Here is a 20,699-nt window from a genome sequence, read left to right as displayed (position 1 = left end):
ATCAACCACGTGCAGCCCACTCAGTCCATCAACACCGCCCATCATGTCAGTGCGCAGGCCGTCGGCTTTGGCGCTCATCGGCAAACTCGCACCAAAGTGGACGGAATGTCCTATCTGCTGCTCACGCCCCAGGAATGGGATAGGCACCAGTCCTATCTTGGTCGCCGCTTTCCATAATTTCCGCTTCAACCTTCGCAGCACTCCGCGGCTCTCGGGGTTACGCACACCCACCACCTCAAGAACGTCATCGTCTTTCAAGCGCAATTGCATGCGAGCAGAATTGTCCGAATGCAGATAACCGAAAACCACGACAAACCTGTCCAGGAACCAGTGAATCGGCCATTTCAGAAGAGGGAAGAAAGCACCCGTCGCTTTCTTGAGCGCCTTGTAGTAATAGTCAGTGTACGTGTATATCTGCAGATTGATGAGCCGAGAATCGACCTTCCGGTCCTGGAGCTGAACAAAATACTGACAGCATGTGTTCAACTCTTCCCCCACCACGTTCCGCTTGGAAAATAAAGAGAACGTAGGGAGGATGTAAAAATCACTCACCCTGAAGTCAATCGGCACGTTGTACATTTTCTTCGACTTCAAGACTATCCGCGTACTGCCTACCGAACCAGCCGCTAGAAATACCTTGTCTGCTTTGAAAGTCGTTGGTGAGCCGTCTGCATCCCTGGTCCCGTGGACAATCAAGCCATCTTCATCACGCTCTATGTGGTCAACGATATTGCCGCTCAAATACTTGAAGTTCTCATTGCGGCACAAGTCCTCCACCGTCCAGGCCGCAGAGTACAGATCGTTGTACACACATCCATAGAGACAGAGACCGCACCGCCGGCATTTCCCAGAGCGCTCCCACGAGCCATCAAAGCATGCGGCAAGACGAGACTGCCCGAAAAAAAACCCTTCTTTCTCGAGTGCTTCGGCATGGCGATGAATGTGCTGGTCCAGCTTTTTCGCTTGTCCCGACAACTCCATAGACCCTGGACAGTCGGTGTGAAGTGGGAACAGCTGCTCAAGGCGGTCTTTTCTGCCCGCCAGTGGTACGTAATCAAGCACTCGCGAGTAATACTGATCCAGCGCGCCATCTGGCAGCGGCCAGTCTTTCATATCATCCCGAGCCAGGGGCATCAACAGTCGCCCCCAAAGGTTGGAGAGCCCCCCTTTTGCAAAAGAGTGATAGACCATGGCGTTGTGCTTCTCGACACGGAAGCTTTCGCTTAGCCTGTTCGCATAGGTAGAACCGAAAACCTTTTTCTCTTCCACCCCCGATACATCCACCTTCACACTCGAGGCCAGCTGCTCTACATCCTCCCTCGACAAGGACGTCTTAGTTCGCAATCCTGCAATCTTTTCTTCGAGCCCTTTTTCCAAAGTACGCCCCACGTCCAGCATGGTGACTTGCAGACCGCGACTTAACAGCGCCGTGCTCACAGATACCCCTGCAGGGCCGGAACCGATTACGAGGATGGTTTTCATGACAATTCGCTGCAAATGTTCGATTCGACCTGATCGAACCTTGGACGTAATTCCGTGATTCTGAAACTCATTCGGGACGCGGACACATTTGAGGACATGACTACTAGGAGCGTACTCGAGCACCAGGGCGTACAAGCCCGGACCTCTTTGCCATTTCCAAGAATGCGTCACCCCCCCAGGCAACGGAAACCACGCAGAACATCAGGTGCAATATATAGGCAGGGGCCGTATACAGGTAATGCAAGGCATGGAATGAAGTCGCCGTGATCAAGCACATACTGAACACGAACAAGGCGAAAGTTGTCGCTACACCGGTCAGTAACAGCCACACAGGGAACGAATTCATTGCTTGTTTTTTGCGTGCGTCTCGAACAAGCGAAATCGTTGCAGCCAGATATGCCAGACAGGCCAGCACACTCACGTAGGGCATCAGCTCTTGGTACACGCGGATCACTCTGTTCGCACGTTTGACCAGCTTGTCGTAGTAGCCCCGAAGCGACGGCTCATCTGCTCGCGTCAAACGATCAAAGCAGTAGTGAAATACCCCTTCCTTGCCACCGCATGCAGCTGGATTACCTACGGCCAGCTCTTTCTCCAAAGGTAGTTCCCAGAAAAGTTTGCCATTTTGGTCATAAAACCTCATCGATACGCCGCTCTGCAAACCATATTTGTCAATATCAAAGGAGAACCTGGAGAGTTCCGCATTCTTGTACTTGAAATTGAACGCTGAAAAAACATCCTTACCAGCGACGAAAGGGACGGTGGCAACCAAGACATCTTGTTGATACAAGCCAGCATTGAGGCGTATGCGATCATCCACTGCGAAAGCCCAACCGGCGCCAATGATCCCGTCCCTCGAAGTAATATGCTCTCCGCCCGCAATCAGACTGAAGCTCTGAATGTGATTCCCGGTGGCGGGGCGAACTTCGGCACTTGCGCCCCTGAATCCGATGATGTCTAGCGTCGCTTGAGGCATGAGGGAAAGAGATTTCCCAACATCACTGACATGAACACGTTTGATCAGAGGCGAAACAGAGAAGCCCCCCTGCTTAGCCAGGGAGCCATTCTCAAATGCCGCTTGCAGTTCTTGATGGACCTTGCCAAAGAATGCTTCCGTCTCTGGCAGAGATCGGTAGTAACCCGCTTCTCGTACTCCATCTCGGAGCGCAAAAAGCATGTGGTCCGTCCAAAGCTGACCGTTGTTGTGCTCGCCCCAACCGGCCCATTGCCGAATCGATGCCCGAATAGGTTGTGACGCACTGTTCAGCGTTGGGCTGGCAGCAAGCGCCTTCTCCATCGTGGACACATAAATATTGAAATATCGCCCCTTCTCTATTTCAGACCTATAGAACCTATCTTCTTCCTCGTTGGGCGCAATGGCATGCAAATCTCCCGCGACCTTCGCGTAATTGCCGCCATTGCGGTCATTGACTAGCAGGGCCCCGTAGCGAGCATAGTTCGCAAGTGCCGCGAGCCCGCTGACAGACCAGGCGATCACCAGCGGGAGCACGAAGAGAAGGACTTTCTTCCTGGCCCCCTTCTTTTCCAACAAAAATACCGCAACCGTAAAGATGACCGCCCCAAAAACGAAGGGGTAGATCCAGGCTGCATCCTCTCGGGTCAGGAAAAAAGCACCCAGCGTCAGGCCAGCCACAAGCACCCACTTCAGGAGCTTTTTCCACTCCTCGTCGCGACGCAAAAAAACAGCAATCAGACAAGCAAAAATCAGCAGAATTTCCCACTGGCCTATGCCGTTGCGATATATGCGTTGCCCGGTTTCGATCGCGTAAGAAAGGGGGTTGAACAACAAGACCCCAAAACAGAAGACCAGCAACCATTGGCTCTTGATCAGTGGTCGCACCGCCGCGACAAAGACGACACAGGCAAAACAATATAAAGCCGTGTTTAAACCAGTGAATGTGACCCCTACGGCACTGGCAAACGCCATGAGCAGGGGAGAAAACGGGCCTTTGATGAGCGTGAACTGATCGTAAGGGCCCAGCCACCTCCCCTGCAAGATGTACAGGGCACGCTTGACAACCCAGGCGTCGTCATGCGGACTGTCCGAAATAATATAAACAGGCAGTCGGGTGGACAACGCGAAGCGAAGAAGTATCAGAATGCCTAAAGCAATCACAACAGTGACCTGCCACTTGTTGTCGCTGTAATTTTCACGCAGCATTAATTCTCCCTTTGATGCGCGTTGATGTACCTAAAAAATCTTCATGCCCCTGGCTTTGACGGTCAGAAGCCCTAAAAAGGGGCGCCTGCGATGCCACGGGAGTTTTCTCAATGCACGGACCGCATCCAGTTCATCGTGATTTCGATGCCCTGCTCCAACGTGACGCGAGGCTCCCACCCCAGCTCGACTCGCGCTGCGGCGTTAGCAAGCACACTGATCGGCACGTCAAAGGCACGCGCGGGCAAGTAGTTGCGCCGCACACGCCGCCCCAGAACGCGCTCGATCAATTCAGTCAATGCATTCAAGCTCGTGCCAGCGCCTGAAGAAATGTTGAAGACTGATTTCTGCCCCTCGTAGACGACAGCACGGGCAAAAGCCTCGGCAACATCCTGGATGTAAATGTAGTCCCGCGTGACGCTGCCATCACCCCAAATGTCAATGACTTCGTCGCGTAGCGCGCGATGGAGAAACACACCCACGGCTCCTTGGGCTGTCTCAATGCGCTGCCGCGCTCCATAGGGGTTGGACACCCTGAGTATCGTCGCCTTGATACCGTGCAGGTGCTGATACATCAACAGGTACTTCTCAATCGCCAGCTTGGTGATGCCATATGACACCAGTGGCTCTGTCGGGTGCTTCTCGTCTATCGGCACATATTGCGGCGTTCCATAGACGGTTCCACCCGAAGATATGAAAACAATTTTTCGTACGCCTTTTGCATGCATTGCAGCCAGCAACTGCAAGGTCGCCACCAGGTTGCTTTGTACGTCGTAAATGGGGTCGTCATTGGAGCTCTTCGGTAGCGTGGTCGAGACCAGATGTACAACGACGTCCACACCTTCAACCGCATTCGCCACGTCGTGAACGCTCATCAGATCACCCGACAGCCATTCCACATGCTCGTCGATGGTGAATGGTCGGTAGGGTTCGACACGCGGACGCTCGAACACCCTTATTTGATGACCATCCTTCAGCAGTCGATCAACGATCGCCGAGCCAATGAACCCGCCACCGCCGAAAACCACGATCTTCATCGCGTAACCCCCGGAACATGAGTGACTGCGCAACACAGACCTTGCGCGGCGGGCACCAATCCGAACAGACGTTCAAGGGCGTGCAGCATGGTGCCGTCGTAAGGCAGCGGCTCAAGTGGATAATCGTCCCACGTCAAACCAAGAGCAACAAACGGCTTGAGCACCGCAGTGCGCGCCCAGAACATGGTGCCCACAGGGAAATTGAATTCATTGGGTAGCGATGACAAGCCCACACGTTTTGCCAGCGGCTCTGCGCACGCTCGATTGCTGCTCCATCCAACGACATAGGGATCGTCCGGGAAGACAATTCCAACAGCAGTATGGTCGGCCATGTATGCAATCACTGTATCGGCCATACGGCCACCAACTTTGCCCCCAAGCAGATTTTCAAGCTCAAACGCATACCAAGCATCAACGGTTTGCCGATCCTTAATGTCGAAACTCTTCTTGGTGTGCAAATGACCGACTATGTCATAGTCTCGCACGAGTTGATCACCGAAGGCGGTCAGCAAAGGGCCAATATCCCTGCCACGATTCGGAACCACGCGAACATCGACGACGCGCCCTCGGTAGGAGCGAAGCGCATCCAGGGCAATTTGCCTTGAGGCCTCGTCTTTCACGCTCACGAACAAATCCGGACGAATTTGGTTGCATTCAAGACGCTGGGCTATCTGGCCAAGCATGTCAGCATAGTAAGCATGCAAGTGCAGCGCCACACGCGTACTTTTTGTCTCGGGAGCCGCTACGCCCGCATCAGGCCCAATGACTGGGAACAACCACGGGCCGTCGGGTCGGCCAGCCTTCAAGAAGGACAGGAGCGGATCCTCCTCAGCGTACGGCTCCGCACGTTCCCGATATACCCCCGGATCAAAGCCGGGGAAAGGTTTGCGCCTAGCGTAGCCACTCTCCCACGCCCTGACATATTGCTTGGCTGCATGAGCCGGTTGTATATGAGCTGGTGCGGCAAACCCGGGCAGAAGAGCGCCCGAATCCACGAGAGACTGCACATTCATTCTCTCCTTGTTCTTACGCTCACCTGCAGCAAGCATCAATGCTTCCAAGCGAGCCACATAGTCACTCATCTGAAAGTTCAGCCGCGCAATTTCTCGGCATTTTTCTCCAATTGATTTTCTATGTGCAGGGGAAATGGACAGAGCCAATACCCGTCGAGCCAGATCGTGCGTGTCCAGATAATCCGCCACGCACGCATCACGCAGGCCATGTCGCGCAAGCACGTCGGCAATCCCCGTGGTTTCATCAAAACACACCACGGGCACGCCCAAACTCATCGCATCAATGGCAACGTTCGGCAACGGATCAAGGCGCGATGAAAGCAGAAAAATATCTGCATTCTTGTACGCCTCTTCAATCTCACTCGTTTCACGAACAATGGCGACCCGCTGTGCCAAGCCTGCGCGTTGAACCTGATCAGCCAGATAAACGGAATAGACTAAGTCCACTTCGGGGTCATAGCCATGGCCGAACCAAACGAAACGGCAGTTTTCTCCGCCAGGTTCCTTTGCAATGCGTGTAGCGCACTCCAGAAACAGATCAACTCCCTTGCGGAACTGAACGGTTCCCACCCCCAGCACCACAACGCTGCGGTCTGCGGATCCTCGCGGACGCATCTTGGACGCAACGAATGCTCGCTCAGCATCGACCAGGTTCTGCGCACGCTTCTCTTCCCGCGGAATTGTGCAACGCCCCTGCGGAAGGACATGCACGAAGCCCGAACTGTAATGTGCACCCCGATGCGCCGCCAAGGCGTTCTCCATCGTCAGACGCGTTGAAAACACGACTTCCGAGGACCACAAAAACACACGCCCGAATGCATCCAGCGGGCGTGTATTGGATGCAAATTCGTGCATCAAGCTGATGGTCGGCACAAAATTCAATGCAAGCGGCACCAACGCTGCTCGAGACTCGATGCTGTTGACGAAGGCAGCTTTGAGATTGTGCCGCGCGCAGATGCTATTGATGACACGGTGCGCATATTCGGGCTGAGCCCGACTTATCGGATCAATGTGCAATTCCGATGCAACATCGGCAAACGCCTCGACCAATGGACCATGGCCCAGTAACAGAGCAACGACGTTATAACGTTTGGAAAACTCTTCAACCAGATTCAAACTCAGAACCGGCGCGCCGGTTCTGGACGCCTCGTGGCTGACGACAAGAATTGTGGCTTTTTGAGGATCGAACGGCCTTACGGAAGAAAAAACCGCATCAGAGCGCGAAAACAATGCACTGGCATGGGAAAGCAATCGCCTCAAGCCCTGTCGACGCCAAACATCCCAGGCCTTTTTGAGCACGGGACCAGAAATGCCGTAATGCCTCAAGGCCTTCAGGACAACGATGGCGTGCTTCAGATAGCGATGCAAACGCTCCACAGCGAAACTCCCTTATGCATTTCGGTTAACCTCAACTTGTCAACCTGACTTCGGCGAGATTCACAATAGATGAATCCGCATCTCTACGTGAATAGAGCGGCTCGCAAGCCGCTCCGACACCCTCAATCGCCCAATCCGCCATTAGCGCGAATAGGCAACTCTCACAGCCCAGAACTACGACGCACTTCGCGTCATTCCAGGAATGTGTGTGACGGCACTCCGCAACCCAAGTAGAGCTGGCGCCAACCCAAACAACCGCTCAATAGCATGGAGTATGGTTCCATCGATCGGCACAGGTTCATCCGGGTAGTCAGCCCATTGCAAATCCAGCTCAACAAACTTCTGCAGCACCGACGCGCGTATCCAGAACATCGCACCGACAGGAAAATTAAACGCTTTTGGAAGATGCTGGATACCCAGCCGCTTAGCCAGAGGTTCTGCACGCGGCAAATTGTCAGTCCAACCTACGACGTGCGGGTCTTCAGGAAAAACGATTCCGATGCTTTCATCATTGAACATCTTTTCCGAGATGGCATCCGCCATACACCCGCCAACTTGTCCACCAATCAGGTTTTCCAGCAAAACTGAATTCCATTTCGCCAAAAAATCGGACTTCAATATATGGGGACTCTTCTTTGTGTGCAGATGCCCAATGATTTCGTAGTCATGCGCAAGCCGAGAGCCAAAGGCCGTCAGCAACGGACCAATGTCCCTTCCCCGGTTAGGAACGACTTGCACCTCCATGACGCGTCCGCCATAGTTCTTTAATAATTCGAATACGGTCTGCCGCGCATCGTCATCCTTGACGCTCACGAATAAATCTGGACGGACACGATTTTGATCAAGACGCTGAATGATGTCCGAAACCATGTCTACATAGTAGGCATGCAGATGCAGAGCAACTCGCTTATTAATGGGCTGATCCGATTTTTTCTTATAAGGGCCAACGATGACCGGGTAAGTCCACACTCCCGTTGGCCGATCTCTTTGAAGATACACGGCGAATGGATCCGCGTTACCGACCAGGGCAGGATTGCACTCCCGAAACACGCCTGGATGGAACCCAGGGCAGGGTTTCCTCACCGTCATTTCGCTCGCCAAAGCAATACCCCTCGCCCAGCCTCTTACATACTGATTCAGCGCTTCATCTTGCGTCATGCTAGACGAGGCAGATCCCATTTCGAAATCAAACTGCCCTGACGCAGAAATCACCCCCCTATCCTTCCACTCCTGTTCCCGTTTATTGGAAGCGGAAAGCGCGACCTGCTCAATCTGCTTCACATAATTCTGCATTTGAAAAGTCTTATTTGCAGCTTCACGACAAGCGTTTCCGAGCGTTTCTCTAAGGACTGGGGATTCAGCCATTCTCAGAACTTTCGCTGCCATATCGTCAGCATCAAGATACTTGGCAACACAGCTCTGCCCGAGATCATGTTCGATCAAGAAATCAGCTATGCCGGTTGTCTCGGCGAAGCAAACCACCGGCACCCCAAAACTCATCGCATCAATTGCAACATTAGGCATAGGATCAAGACGCGAAGACAACAGAAATATGTCAGCCTCTTCATACGCCTTTTCAATTTCACTTGTCTCCCGCACAAATACGACCCGTTCCGCCAAGCCGGCACGCTGAATCTGGTCGGCGAGATAGACCGAATAGTCTAGGTCGGTTTCTGGGTCATAGCCATGGCCGAACCACACGAAGCGGCAGTTCTCTCCACCTGGAGAACTTGCAACACGCGCAGCGCACTCCAGAAATTGATCAACACCCTTGCGGATCTGAACGGCTCCCACGCCAAGCACCACTATGCTGTCGTCCGCAGATCCTGCCGGCCGCATCTTGGATGCAATGAACGCTCGCTCAGCATTGACCAGGCTTTGTTCACAATCCTTGTCCTTCGGAATTGAACAACGCCCTTGCGGTATCACGTGAACAGCACTCAGCCCGTCGGAGAAAACTGTTTTTAACGCATCCTCCATCGTCAGACGCGTTGAAAACACGACCTCTGTAGACCACAAAAAAGCCTGCGCAAATACATCCCGTGGTCGTGTATAGGAAGCAAACTCGTGAAATAGACCGATGGTCGGCACAAATTTCATTGCAAGCGGAGCCAAAACCGAGTGCGACACAATGCTGTTCACAATGGCAAACAACAGGACATGGCGTTCGCAAATCTTATTGACGACGAAAGACGCAAGTCGTGGGTCGTTTCGGCTTAACGTATCAAGCCAGACTTCCGTTGCGACAGATTGAAATGTCTTCACCAACTCGCCATGCCCCAACAGCAATACCACGACGTTGTATCGCTTGGACAATTCCTCAACCAAGTTGAGACTCAAAACGGGCGCGCCCGTCCTGGAAGCCTCATGGCTCACAACAAGAACCGTCGCCTTGCTGGAATCAAATCGCTTTGACGACAACATGGTAGGGCGATGGTACTTGCGCCCTTCCCAGCGCCCGTGACTCAGATAGTGTTCTGCCGCATCCATGCCTCCATGTACAACGTCTGGGTACAATTCAAGATACACATCTGCATCAAAGTCTGCTGGCAGCCCCATAACTTGGGCATGCCTCTTTCGTGCCGGAGTCTTCACAGCTGTATGAGCCACGTCCTTCCCCGATTGCGTACCCACCACTTTGCGCTTAAGGCTCCGCCCACGTTCTTCTAGCCAACGCAAGGGCGCGGTAATGCTCCAGCTTCTGGATGTCAGTAAGGCTTTCAACTCTCCATGAAGGTCTGTCAAGCCCTGGTTCAATCGCATTACCTCCGCTTCGAGTTCGGCGATATGCAAATCGCGCTCGGACAGCATCTCCTCCAGGGATTGCGCAGACCATTTGTTCGCCGCTTCATTAATCAATGATGGCGATGCACCGAGTTGCGCTTTGTGTCCCTCAGTGACGCGCTCCACAGAGCCAACGACGATCCGTTCACCCAGGCGATTTTCAGCCGGCGCCTTTTTTCGAATGACGCATACGGAGTTGCTGAACTCCACCGAGTGCACATGCGACAAAACATCTTCCCAGGACGCCACACCCCGCAGCGCATCAAAGCCTTTAAAGATCTCCTCGCGCTTTCTGTCCACGCCCCAATGTTCGTGATTGATGACATCCGCCAGACGTTTGAAAAACGCAATGGAGGAATAGGGGTCGAATAGTCCCCCCTCGTAATATTGCCAATAGCTGCAATGCAGGTCTTCTGCAACATAGACGCCCCCATCTTCCAGCTTCGGAAAGTACAAGGCGAATGACCGAACAATGTCGCTGCTGAAATGTGATCCATCGTCCAAGATCACATCGAATTTTTGCGAGTGACTCAATACTTCCTGCTGCGTTACTGGCGCATTGGCGTCACCCACCACCACCTTGATGCGCGGATCTTCGTACTTCAGCTCCGCACATTTGGGATTGATGTCACAACCCACCAGAACCTGAGCATTGGGGAAGTAGCGGGACCAGATCTCCAAAGAGCCACCATTCTGGATACCGATTTCCAGCAAGCGTATGGGCTGCTCTCGATAGGCGCTGAACGTATGGTCGTAGGCAACCAAATAGCCAGCCCATTTGTCAGACAGCTTGCCTAGATGTTCGTTATAAAACTCGCGCAGATTCTTTTTCATTGTCAGTACTGCACCACTAACAAAGTGCATTTCAAATCCATATCTGAACCAGCCCAGATGGGCATCTCGATTCTTCGTTAACTAATGATCTAGCAACCAACGAACTCTGAGACTCTGGTCTCAGGCCTTGACAAGCAAACCCTGCCCAGTGGGCAAACTGGCAATCGGCACTCGATGCTGACGCGCCCAATTGTCCATGCCTTCCTTCTGCGGCTGATACCCATAGTAGGCATAGTCATCCAGTAGCACCATGCCTCCTACAGACATGCGGTCCCACAAGGCATCAATCGTCGCCACTTCGGGTGGACTGTTATTCAAATCAATATGCAGGAAGGCGAGTTTTTCCGATTTGATAGAGTTCAATGTTTCTGGAATCGACCCCACGACAATCTGCACATTGGACCATTCTGAAAAATTGTCTCGCACCACCTGCACGTCTGTCGTGTAAAAGCCTTTTTGCAGCTCGTCTTCGTTTCTTTCTAATACACCGCTGTCTTTTTCTTGTTCCGAGACATAGCGCGCGTCCAGCCCGGCGAATGTATCCAATAAATAGAACGTTCGCCCCGTACCGTTCCAACCCAAGTCATGCATGATCGCCGAACTGAGAAAGCCCCGGTTGACACCGCATTCGACAAAGTCACCATCTACACGAATTGCGCAGCGAGCGGCCCAAAGACCGATATGCACGCGCCAATGCCATTTGTAGTCTCGCCCTCCCGCAGCCTTCACACCGCGCGCATAAGCAGATTCGAATTCAGGCAATGCCATGAAGTCATGGTTATGCACAGACGTCAATCCGTCGAAAACATAGGGCTGATCCAAGACCGGCCTCAATCCTTCCTTCAACCATCCGTCCTCTCTATTGAGTGGCCTGCCTTCGTTTTTCCCATGCAACCGGTAATGCTCTTCACCCGAACGCATGTACCCAGCGACCACGGCAGCCTTGACATCCGGGTTCGCCGCCAAATACGCCTGCTCGTCAAACTCATTTTGCTGCGAGACTGGATTGGTAGAGGTCATAAGACACCCCGTTCTCAAATAACAGAAATCATTAAATATCCGCACAAATCTTATTCATGCAACTTCTAAAAAAGTCAGTGGGGCGCCACACCACTTCATTTACCCTCTTCGCACCCGATCAGTGACACACTCTCAAATGCAACACCGACCAATCCCCACCGCACTTTGCTTGACGAGACATGGATGATGACTGCGTCATGCAGCCAGTGGTGCTCCACGTTGGCATGCAGAGTTCCATCGGCCACCGCAGCCGTTATTGCATAGTCCCCATTGGGCAGCATGGGTAGGCGGAAAACGAACTTGGCCTCGAACTCCTGCCCTGCATTCACGGGTGTCAGGGAAGCGCTGCTGAAAGGCAGGCTGTTCTCGCCAAACAAGTCCTGTCCCAAACGGTCTCGCACCAGAAAACCGAGTATGGGACTTGCCAGAAACTGATGCGCCTTCGCCCGAATACGTAGACAAACTCGCTCGCCGCCCTCGAAGGAAGCCGCGTCTTTGCCGTCCTGTCGCTCCAGCTGAACCGACAATATTTCAGCTGCCCCCGTTGTCCAGCCCTTGGCCTGGGCTAAGTTGTCTCGCACCGAAAAGCGCGCACCATACTCCAGGATCGGTGCATCCACCGTCTCCACTTTCTCAGTCTCATCCGCATGCTCTGGCTGCGCGCTCAGCGCATCCTTGGGTACATCCTGCCCCACGGAAATCAGCTTCTCTGCACTCCCATATACCTCTTGCAATGTGTACTGAAGATATGCTTCGCCCACGCCCTTCGATGTGCCTCGTTGCCGTACTTGCCCCTGATGCAGCCAGATCGCGGTCTGACATAGGTTCTGCACCGCCGACATGTCATGACTCACGAAAAGCAAGGTGCCTTGCTCGCGAAAACTACGGATGAAACGCATGCACTTCTGGGTGAACACTGCGTCACCGACGGCAAGTGCTTCGTCCACAACCAGCACGTCAGCATCCACGTGGGCGATCACACCGAACGCCAAGCGAACGATCATGCCGCTGGAGTAGGTTTTAACGGGCTGCTCAATGAAATCGCCGATGTCCGCAAAAGCGGCAATTTCGTCAAATCTTGCATCGGTCTCTTCCTTGCTCAACCCGAGCACCGCCGCGTTCATGTAAACATTTTCACGTCCGGTAAATTCTGGATTGAAGCCGGAACCGAGCTCCAACAAAGCGGCAATACGCCCTTGAGTCTGGATGGAACCACTGGTTGGATTCAGCGTGCCACAGATCATTTGCAGCAATGTAGATTTGCCACTGCCGTTACGCCCGATGATGCCAACAACCTCGCCCTTCTTCACCTCGAAAGACACATCGCGCAGCGCCCAGAATTCACGAAAATAGTTCCGTGGCGACTTGCCCAGTAGCGGTCTCACGCGCGGCAGAATGAATTGCTTGAGTCGGTCTTGAGGGCGATCGTAGATCTGGTAGCACTTCGACAGACCTTGCACGCGGATAGCGATTTCATCAGAGGACATCGGCAAATCCCTTCCGTGTCTTCTGGAACCAGGCAAAACCCAGCCACGCCAGCAACAAGCCTGCAACCAGCAGAATGGACCATGTCAGCATGTTCGGTAGTCGACCAAAGATAAGTATTTCGCGGCATTGCTCAATGACGACCGCCAAGGGATTGATGCGCACCCAGAACTGGTATGCAGGGGGCAAGGCGCTGATCGGAAAAAAAACGCCGGAAATGAAAAGCATGACCGTGCTGAACACGCCGGTCACCTGACCGACGTCACGCACATAGACGCCCAATGAAGCCAGCAACCAACTCATGCCCATGACCCCCAGTATCAAAGGCAACACCACCACCGGCAACAGCACCACCGTCCAAGGCAAAGCCTGACGCAAAATCAGTTGCACCAGCAAAAGCACCAACATGCTGATAGCCGCATGGAACAACGCTGCGGCCAATGCGGTCCAAGGAATGATGTCTAGTGGGAAGACAACTTTTTTGACATAGTTGACGTTATGCAAAATCAGCGTGGGCGCGCGGTTGACGCACTCGGCGAAAAGGCCGTGGACGATCATGCCCACAAAGAGCAGCAGGGCGAAGTCGGCCCTGCTTTCATTGGTATCCACTCCCCAACGGGACTTGAAGATGCCTGAAAACACAATGGTGTATATGACCAGCATCAACAGTGGATTGAAGAACGACCAAGCCAAGCCCATGATGGAGCCGCGGTAACGGCCGATTGCATCGCGCTTGCTCATCTGCATTGCCAACTGCCGATAGCGCCAGAGGCTGGCAAGCATCTCGATCGGTGAAGTGGAAAACGTCTGCATCAGACAAATACCTCAGCCTGAGTGAGCGTCGCCCCCTGCTGATCCTTGGCTGAAAGCTTCACTTCCAGTCCATCAAGAGGCCACTGGATGTTCAAGGTGGGGTCGTTCCAGGCAATGCTGCGCTCAAATTGCGGCGCGTAATAGTCCGTGGTCTTGTAAAGGAAGTCCGCACTTTCACTCAACACCACAAATCCGTGGGCAAAGCCAGGCGGCACCCAGAGCTGGCGCTGGTTTTCTTCGCTCAGCTCCACGCCCACCCATTTGCCAAAGTTGGACGAGCTTTTGCGTATATCAACAGCAACATCGAAAACCAAGCCTCGTGCCACACGGACCAGTTTGCCCTGAGGCTGTTGGATCTGGTAGTGCAAGCCCCGCAACACCCCCCTGGCACTGCGGCTGTGATTGTCTTGCACGAATTGATGGTTCGTGCCTGTTGCTTGATTGAATATCTTCTGATTGAAGCTCTCAAAAAAAAATCCGCGGGCGTCACCAAAGACTTTGGGTTCGATGATGAGCACTTCAGGCAGTGCAGTTGACACAATATTCATCGGACCACGTCCTTCAGCACCCGAACCAGATACTGACCATAGCCGTTCTTAAGCATGGGCCGCGCCAGCTCTTCCAGCTGCCCATCATTGATCCAACCTTGACGCCAGGCAATTTCCTCCGGACAGGCCACCTTGAGACCTTGCCGATGCTCCAGGGTGGCGATGAACTGACTGGCTTCCAACAGACTGTCATGCGTCCCCGTATCCAACCAGGCATAGCCTCGCTGCATGATCTGCACTTGCAACTGCGCCCGCTCCAGATAGGTTTGGTTGACCGTGGTGATCTCCAACTCTCCCCTCGCACTGGGCTTGATCGATTTCGCGATGTCCACCACCTGAGAGTCATAGAAATAGAGCCCTGTCACCGCATAGTTGCTTTGGGGCTGCTTGGGCTTTTCTTCAATGCTGGTGGCTTTGCCTTGGGCATCAAAAGCAACGACGCCAAACCGCTCGGGATCATTCACATGGTAGGCAAAAACCGTTGCACCATCCAAATTACGGTCCGCTGCCTGAAGCAAATCTTGAAAGCCATGACCATGAAAGATGTTGTCGCCCAACACCAATGCGCTGGGGTGATGGCCGACAAACTTCTCGCCAATGATGAACGCCTGCGCCAGCCCGTCAGGACTGGGCTGCACGGCGTATTGCAGATTCAAGCCCCACTGGCTACCGTCGCCTAGAAGTTGCGTGAAGCGCGGCGTGTCCTGCGGGGTGCTGATGAGCAAAATGTCTGTGATACCCGCGAGCATGAGCGTGCTCAGCGGGTAATAGACCATGGGCTTATCGTAGACCGGCATGAGCTGCTTGCTGAGAGCCAAGGTCGCCGGATGCAAGCGCGTGCCGGAGCCACCGGCGAGGATGATGCCTTTGCGTTGAGTCGTCATGGCGTCTTGCCTTTTGCTTAAAGTATTTCGTCCAACATGCGGGCCACGCCGACCTGCCAATGCGGTAATGTCAAACTGAACGCCTGTTGCAGGCGTTCGCAATTCAGTCGGGAATTTTGCGGACGGCGCGCAGGCGTGGGATAGGCACTGCTAGGAATGGCCTGCACTTGCTGAGCAGCCACCTTGAGTACCTTGCCCTGGCCTTGCGCGTGGTTGAGCACGAAGCGCGCGTAGTCAAACCAACTGGTCTCGCCCGCGGCGGTGAGGTGATAGAGCCCCAGGATTTCCGGAGCCTGTTGCCTTGCGCACTGGCGCACTGCGTGCGCCGTCGCGTCGGCAAGCAGATCGGCCCCTGTGGGCGCGCCAATCTGGTCGAGGATGACCTTGATCTCGTCCCGCTCAGTGGCGAGGCGCAGCATGGTTTTGGCGAAGTTGCCACCCCGCGCGGCATAGACCCAACTGGTACGGAAAACCAGATGGCGGCAACCACTGGCCTGTATGGCTTGCTCGCCTTCCAGCTTGGTTCGACCATAGACTGACAACGGGCCAGTAGGCCCACCTTCCTCCCACGGACGGTCGCCGCTTCCATCAAACACATAGTCGGTGCTGTAGTGCACCAGCAATGCATTCGTGCTTGCCGCCGTGCTCGCCAGAACGCCAGGCGCCAACCCATTGACACAAGTCGCCAGAGCAGCCTCGCTCTCGGCTTTGTCCACGGCGGTATAGGCCGCGGCATTGACGATCACGTCAGGCCGCACCTCCCGAACGGTGCGCTCCAAGCCCTTCAGATCGCTCAAATCACCGCAAAGACCATTGGCGCCCTGACGGTCCAACGCAACCACATCACCCAAGGGCGCCAAACTGCGCTGTAGCTCCCAGCCGATTTGGCCGTTCTTGCCGAACAGAAGAATTTTCATCCTTGGCGACGCCTACGTCAGGCGTACTGCTTCTGCACCCAGTCCCGATAGGCACCAGATTGCACATGGGCCACCCAATCGGGGTTCTGCAGATACCACTGGACGGTCTTCAAGATCCCTGTCTCGAACGTCTCGGCAGGCTTCCAGCCCAGTTCCCGCTCCAGCTTGCGAGCGTCAATGGCGTAACGCCGGTCATGGCCTGGCCGATCCTTGACGTAAGTGATTTGCTCCGCATAGCTCTTGCCGTCACCGCGCGGGCGCAGCCCATCCAACAGACCGCAGAGGGTTTTCACAATGTCGATATTGGCCTTTTCGTTCCAGCCACCAACGTTGTAAGTCTCACCCACCCGGCCGCGGGCCAGCACCTCGCGGATCGCGCTGCAATGGTCCCGAACATAGAGCCAGTCGCGCACTTGCATGCCATCGCCGTAGACCGGCAGCGGCTTGCCGGCCAAGGCGTTGACGATCATCAGCGGGATCAGCTTCTCGGGAAAGTGGTAGGGGCCATAGTTGTTGGAACAATTGGTCGTGAGCACCGGCAGGCCGTAGGTGTGGTGGTAGGCACGCACCAGGTGGTCGCTCGCGGCCTTGCTGGCGGAATAAGGGCTGTTGGGTTCGTACCTGTGCGACTCGGTGAAGGCCGGGTCTTGCGCCGCCAAGGAACCATAGACCTCGTCGGTGGAGACATGGAGGAAGCGAAAGGCCGATCGGGCAGGCTCTTCCAGGCCATTCCAATACGCCCGGACCGCCTCCAGCAGGCGAAAGGTGCCGACGATATTGGTCTGGATGAAATCTCCGGGGCCGTGGATGGAGCGGTCCACATGGGACTCGGCCGCGAAGTTGATGATGGCGCGCGGTCGGTGCTCGACCAGCAGGCGGGCCAGCAAGGCGCTGTCGCCGATGTCACCCTGCACAAACACATGTTGCGTGTTACTTTGCAGGGAAGCAAGATTTTCCAGATTGCCCGCGTAGGTGAGCTTATCTAGGTTGAGCACCGGCTCGTCGCGATACCCGTGATCCGTCCCCAACCAGTCCAGCACGAAATTGGAGCCGATGAAACCCGCCCCGCCTGTCACCAGAATCATTCCAGCCATCCCTCGATATTTTTGACCGCTCAGATTATCGCAGCTCCTCTGGTGCTTCCCTCTCTGAAACCTTACAGTGAATACCCGCCGAGGAGACATCATGAAAAAACCCCCTGATTTCGACGAAACCGCCCGCCAGATCTGGCAAGGCGGCCTGGACGCGCTTGCCCGCGCCCAGGCCCAGGGCAGCCAGGTGCTGGATGCGCTGGTGCAGGAAGGGCTGGCCATGCAGCGCCGCACCCAGGCCATGGCCGGCTCGGTGGCGGAAAAAGCCCAGGCGGCTTTCAACCAGAAGCTGGGCGAGAACTTCGGCGACAAGCTCAGCGACAACCTGGGCCAGCAATGGAACAAGCTCGAAGGCCTGTTCGAGGAGCGCGTGGCCCGCACCCTGCAACGGCTGGGCCTGCCGACGGCGCAGGAACTGCAGGCGCTGAAGGACCGCATCGCGCGGCTGGAGGCCGAGCTCGAGGCACAGCCCGAAGCTGGCGCTGCCTCGCCCCGGCGGGCGACACGCCCACCCACGACCACGACCACGGCCACGACCCGCAAGAAAGCCGTGCCGACGGCCAAAAGCGCCGCGCGCAAGGCGCCCGCCCGCAAGACAGCCGCCAGAAAACCCCGCTGAATTCGGGCCGCTCCGATGACCCGCAAAGCTCCGCGCCGCACGGCCGAGCGCATCCTGGAAACCGCGCTGGCACTGTTCAACCGTTATGGAGAACCGCAGGTATCCATAGGTCAGATCGCGGCCGAGATGGGCATCAGCGCGGGCAATCTGCACTACCACCATCCCAGCAAGGACGGCTTGGTCAACGCCTTGTTCGACCAGCACCTTGAGGCCTTGTCTCCCCTGCTGACCGCCGCCTCGGACGCGCGCGACGCGGAAGATGCCTGGTTCTTCACGCACAGCCTGGCCGAACGCATCTGGGACTGCCGGTTTCTGTACCGCGACCTAAGTCTCCTGCTGCAGCGCAACCGCCACCTGGAGCAAGGCATGCGCCAAGTGCTGCTGGCGCAGGCCGCCGCCTTGCGCCAGTTGCTGGACAGCCTGCAGGCGCATGGCGCACTGGAGCCCAGCCAACTGGCCGACGGCCCCGAAGCAGCATCGGACTTCGCGGCGCAGCTCGACCAGTTGGCCAGCACCCAGAGCGTGCTGCTCAGCCATGGACTGAGCCACGACTACGCGCTCGACCCCCGACGGGCGCTGGAACCGGAGCAGTTGCAAAACGCCGTGCTGCGGGCAACGGCGCAGTCCCTGGCATTGCTGTTACCCTATCTGGTCCCGGCGCAACAGCCCCTGCTGCGGCATCTGCTGCGCGCTTACCAGCCCGAAGCCGCCCCGCCTCGGGCACACCAAACCCTGAACGTGGAAACCCGCCATGAGCGACCTGAAAAAACAGTTTGAAGCTGCCATCGCCCAGTCCAAGGAACTGGACGAGCGCCCCGACAACGCCACCCTGCTCAAGATCTATTCCCTCTACAAGCAGGCCACCGAGGGCGACGCGACCGGTTCGCGCCCGAGCTTCACCGACATGGTGGCCCGCGCCAAGTGGGACGCCTGGAATGCGCACAAGGGCAAGAGCGCCGATGTGGCCATGCAGGAATACATCGATCTGATCGACTCCCTGAGCTGAACCCAGCGGCCCTGCGCCCTAACCCGCGAGGCGCGCCGCTTTACCGACTGCACACCATGCTCTACAAATTCCAGTCCCGCGCTGCTTCCGACCTGCTGATGCTGGAGCCGCAGGGGCGGCGCATTCTGCAGATCATCGGCAAGCATGGTGAAGACCGGCGCGGCATCCTGCGCCCCGGCGACATGCCGGCGGCCATCACGGCGCTGGAGACCGCGATCCTGCGCGAAGAGCAGGAAGCCACCGAAGCGCAGGCCGAGGAAGAAGACGGTTCCGAGCAGGCGGTGAGCCTGCGCCAGCGGGCCGCGCCCTTCATCGACATGCTGCGCCACAGCCTGGCAGCAGATGCCGACGTGGTCTGGGGCGTCTAGCACCCAACCCGGGGCGCCATTGCGCTCGCCTGGCGGCGCAACCTTGGCAATCGCCCAAACCGCTCAGGCTTGAGCCTTGTTGATGATGCCGCCGCCCAGGCAGACATCGCCGTCGTACAAGACCGCGCTCTGCCCCGGCGTCACGGCCCACTGGGCTTCGGGGAAACGCAGGCTGAAACGCGCGTCTTCCACCCCGTCCAGCGTGCAGGCTGCGTCGGCCTGCCGGTAGCGCGCCTTGGCGTTCATCTGACCGGGCACGGGCGGCTCGCCCGCGATCCAGCTGGCGTCCAGCGCCTGCAGTTGACGGCTTTGCAGCAGCGGATGGTCGTGGCCCTGCACCACCCACAGCTGGTTTTTTTCCATGTCCTTGCGCGCAACGAACCAGGGCGCGTGCTCGCCCCCGCCTCTCTGCGCCCCTTTTTCCTTGATGCCCCCGATACCCAGACCCTGGCGTTGACCCAGGGTATAGAAGCTCAGGCCCACATGCTTACCGATCACGCGGCCGTGCGCGCGTTCAAAACCCTGACTGCCGGGCAGCGGCGTGCCGTCCTTGATGGGACCGGGCTCCTTCTGGATGTAGCGGTTCAGGAACTCACGGAAAGGCCGCTCGCCGATGAAGCAAATGCCGGTGGAGTCCTTCTTCTTGGCGTTCGGCAGGCCGATTTCTTCCGCGATGCGGCGCACCTCGCTCTTGTGCAACTCACCCACGGGAAACAGTGTCTTGCTCAGCTGCGCCTGGTTCAGGCGGTGCAGGAAATAACTCTGGTCCTTGGACGGGTCCAGGCCCTTGAGCAGCTCGTGCTTGCCCGTCTGTTCATTGAGACGCACCCGTGCGTAGTGACCGGTGGCGATCTTCTCTGCGCCCAAGCGCATGGCGTGGTCGAGGAAGGCCTTGAACTTGATCTCGGCGTTGCACAGCACGTCCGGATTGGGCGTGCGCCCGGCCTGGTATTCGCGCAGGAACTCGGCGAAGACACGGTCCTTGTACTCGGCGGCGAAGTTGACATGCTCGATTTCGATGCCGATCACGTCCGCCACGGCGGCGGCGTCCACGAAGTCGATGTTGGAGGAGCAATACTCGTTGTCATCGTCATCTTCCCAGTTCTTCATGAAGATGCCGACCACGTCGTAGCCCTGCTTTTTGAGCAGCCAGGCGCTGACTGCGGAGTCCACGCCCCCGCTCAAACCCACCACCACCCGCTGACCTTTGTTCGACTTGCCCATGATGCTTGGGATTATCCC

Annotated in this window: 17 protein-coding genes; 4 read left to right on the top strand and 13 right to left on the bottom strand. The window is 56.0% G+C overall.

The genetic code is table 11. The annotated features are described in order from the left end of the window. The 12 genes from AZ34_RS04095 to rfbB all read right to left on the bottom strand — a co-directional run. Window positions 1-1,482: hypothetical protein (locus tag AZ34_RS04095; RefSeq protein WP_197026493.1), on the bottom strand; the 1,482-nt coding region annotated here is incomplete at its 3' end. A 103-nt stretch (window positions 1,483-1,585) separates the two neighbouring features. Next, window positions 1,586-3,664 (bottom strand): hypothetical protein, encoded by a 2,079-nt coding sequence (locus AZ34_RS04090; protein ID WP_035605081.1) that lies wholly within the window; start codon window positions 3,662-3,664, stop codon window positions 1,586-1,588. A gap of 107 nt (window positions 3,665-3,771) precedes the next feature. Continuing rightward, a complete protein-coding gene (locus AZ34_RS04085) occupies window positions 3,772-4,698 on the bottom strand; it encodes an NAD-dependent epimerase/dehydratase family protein (protein WP_035605079.1) in 927 nt (308 codons plus the stop codon). After that, complete coding sequence (locus AZ34_RS04080) at window positions 4,695-7,088, bottom strand: rhamnan synthesis F family protein (RefSeq protein ID WP_155831717.1); 2,394 nt, start codon at window positions 7,086-7,088, stop codon at window positions 4,695-4,697. The genes AZ34_RS04085 and AZ34_RS04080 overlap by 4 nt, the downstream gene beginning before the upstream one ends. 174 nt (window positions 7,089-7,262) lie before the next feature. Then, window positions 7,263-10,706 (bottom strand): rhamnan synthesis F family protein, encoded by a 3,444-nt coding sequence (locus AZ34_RS04075; protein ID WP_197026492.1) that lies wholly within the window; start codon window positions 10,704-10,706, stop codon window positions 7,263-7,265. Between the two features lie 120 nt (window positions 10,707-10,826). Beyond that, complete coding sequence (locus tag AZ34_RS04065) at window positions 10,827-11,726, bottom strand: TylF/MycF/NovP-related O-methyltransferase (RefSeq protein ID WP_081767071.1); 900 nt, start codon at window positions 11,724-11,726, stop codon at window positions 10,827-10,829. Between the two features lie 95 nt (window positions 11,727-11,821). Next, window positions 11,822-13,213, bottom strand: a complete 1,392-nt coding sequence (locus AZ34_RS04060; protein WP_035605076.1) for an ABC transporter ATP-binding protein — start codon at window positions 13,211-13,213, stop codon at window positions 11,822-11,824. Next, window positions 13,203-14,024 (bottom strand): ABC transporter permease, encoded by an 822-nt coding sequence (locus tag AZ34_RS04055; protein ID WP_035605072.1) that lies wholly within the window; start codon window positions 14,022-14,024, stop codon window positions 13,203-13,205. The genes AZ34_RS04060 and AZ34_RS04055 overlap by 11 nt, the downstream gene beginning before the upstream one ends. Then, window positions 14,024-14,572: a dTDP-4-dehydrorhamnose 3,5-epimerase gene (gene rfbC / locus AZ34_RS04050; RefSeq protein WP_035605069.1), complete on the bottom strand. Its 549-nt coding sequence runs from the start codon at window positions 14,570-14,572 to the stop codon at window positions 14,024-14,026. The genes AZ34_RS04055 and rfbC overlap by 1 nt, the downstream gene beginning before the upstream one ends. Next, complete coding sequence (rfbA, locus tag AZ34_RS04045; RefSeq protein ID WP_035605067.1) at window positions 14,569-15,456, bottom strand: glucose-1-phosphate thymidylyltransferase RfbA; 888 nt, start codon at window positions 15,454-15,456, stop codon at window positions 14,569-14,571. The genes rfbC and rfbA overlap by 4 nt, the downstream gene beginning before the upstream one ends. Before the next feature lie 17 nt (window positions 15,457-15,473). Beyond that, on the bottom strand, window positions 15,474-16,373 hold the full coding sequence (gene rfbD, locus AZ34_RS04040; RefSeq protein ID WP_035605061.1) for a dTDP-4-dehydrorhamnose reductase: 900 nt from the start codon (window positions 16,371-16,373) through the stop codon (window positions 15,474-15,476). 17 nt (window positions 16,374-16,390) lie between these two features. Beyond that, on the bottom strand, window positions 16,391-17,458 hold the full coding sequence (gene rfbB, locus AZ34_RS04035) for a dTDP-glucose 4,6-dehydratase (protein ID WP_035605058.1): 1,068 nt from the start codon (window positions 17,456-17,458) through the stop codon (window positions 16,391-16,393). A 100-nt stretch (window positions 17,459-17,558) separates the two neighbouring features. Between rfbB and AZ34_RS04030 the strand changes: the two genes are divergently transcribed. The 4 genes from AZ34_RS04030 to AZ34_RS04015 are packed head-to-tail and all read left to right on the top strand — an operon-like array spanning window position 17,559 to window position 19,457. Then, a complete protein-coding gene (locus tag AZ34_RS04030; RefSeq protein ID WP_051509517.1) occupies window positions 17,559-18,083 on the top strand; it encodes a phasin family protein in 525 nt (174 codons plus the stop codon). Window positions 18,084-18,098: 15 nt separating this feature from the next. Beyond that, a complete protein-coding gene (locus tag AZ34_RS04025) occupies window positions 18,099-18,860 on the top strand; it encodes a TetR/AcrR family transcriptional regulator (protein ID WP_081767070.1) in 762 nt (253 codons plus the stop codon). Continuing rightward, window positions 18,835-19,089, top strand: coding sequence for an acyl-CoA-binding protein (locus tag AZ34_RS04020; RefSeq protein WP_035605055.1), 255 nt, complete (start codon window positions 18,835-18,837; stop codon window positions 19,087-19,089). Before AZ34_RS04025 ends, AZ34_RS04020 begins: the two co-directional genes overlap by 26 nt. Before the next feature lie 56 nt (window positions 19,090-19,145). Next, window positions 19,146-19,457, top strand: a complete 312-nt coding sequence (locus tag AZ34_RS04015; RefSeq protein WP_035605052.1) for a DUF1840 domain-containing protein — start codon at window positions 19,146-19,148, stop codon at window positions 19,455-19,457. A gap of 63 nt (window positions 19,458-19,520) precedes the next feature. On the opposite strand, the gene mnmA is transcribed toward AZ34_RS04015, so the two are convergent. Next, window positions 19,521-20,681, bottom strand: coding sequence for a tRNA 2-thiouridine(34) synthase MnmA (gene mnmA, locus AZ34_RS04010; protein ID WP_035605050.1), 1,161 nt, complete (start codon window positions 20,679-20,681; stop codon window positions 19,521-19,523). Window positions 20,682-20,699 lie beyond the last annotated feature (18 nt).

It is taken from the genome of Hylemonella gracilis str. Niagara R (assembly GCF_000600295.1).
Classification (GTDB): Bacteria; Pseudomonadota; Gammaproteobacteria; order Burkholderiales; family Burkholderiaceae_C; genus Hylemonella; species Hylemonella gracilis_A.
The sequence above is the reverse complement of the archived record's forward strand: the minus strand, read 5'-3'. Positions and strand labels throughout refer to the sequence as shown.

Coding starts and splice junctions, on each gene's coding strand:
- AZ34_RS04060 (WP_035605076.1), bottom strand. CDS start 13,213: ATGTCCTCTGATGAAATCGCTATCCGCGTGCAAGGTCTGTCGAAGTGC.
- AZ34_RS04085 (WP_035605079.1), bottom strand. CDS start 4,698: ATGAAGATCGTGGTTTTCGGCGGTGGCGGGTTCATTGGCTCGGCGATC.
- rfbA (WP_035605067.1), bottom strand. CDS start 15,456: ATGACGACTCAACGCAAAGGCATCATCCTCGCCGGTGGCTCCGGCACG.
- AZ34_RS04025 (WP_081767070.1), top strand. CDS start 18,099: ATGACCCGCAAAGCTCCGCGCCGCACGGCCGAGCGCATCCTGGAAACC.
- AZ34_RS04090 (WP_035605081.1), bottom strand. CDS start 3,664: ATGCTGCGTGAAAATTACAGCGACAACAAGTGGCAGGTCACTGTTGTG.
- AZ34_RS04065 (WP_081767071.1), bottom strand. CDS start 11,726: ATGACCTCTACCAATCCAGTCTCGCAGCAAAATGAGTTTGACGAGCAG.
- AZ34_RS04055 (WP_035605072.1), bottom strand. CDS start 14,024: ATGCAGACGTTTTCCACTTCACCGATCGAGATGCTTGCCAGCCTCTGG.
- rfbD (WP_035605061.1), bottom strand. CDS start 16,373: ATGAAAATTCTTCTGTTCGGCAAGAACGGCCAAATCGGCTGGGAGCTA.
- AZ34_RS04030 (WP_051509517.1), top strand. CDS start 17,559: ATGAAAAAACCCCCTGATTTCGACGAAACCGCCCGCCAGATCTGGCAA.
- mnmA (WP_035605050.1), bottom strand. CDS start 20,681: ATGGGCAAGTCGAACAAAGGTCAGCGGGTGGTGGTGGGTTTGAGCGGG.
- AZ34_RS04020 (WP_035605055.1), top strand. CDS start 18,835: ATGAGCGACCTGAAAAAACAGTTTGAAGCTGCCATCGCCCAGTCCAAG.
- rfbB (WP_035605058.1), bottom strand. CDS start 17,458: ATGATTCTGGTGACAGGCGGGGCGGGTTTCATCGGCTCCAATTTCGTG.
- AZ34_RS04075 (WP_197026492.1), bottom strand. CDS start 10,706: ATGAAAAAGAATCTGCGCGAGTTTTATAACGAACATCTAGGCAAGCTG.
- AZ34_RS04015 (WP_035605052.1), top strand. CDS start 19,146: ATGCTCTACAAATTCCAGTCCCGCGCTGCTTCCGACCTGCTGATGCTG.
- rfbC (WP_035605069.1), bottom strand. CDS start 14,572: ATGAATATTGTGTCAACTGCACTGCCTGAAGTGCTCATCATCGAACCC.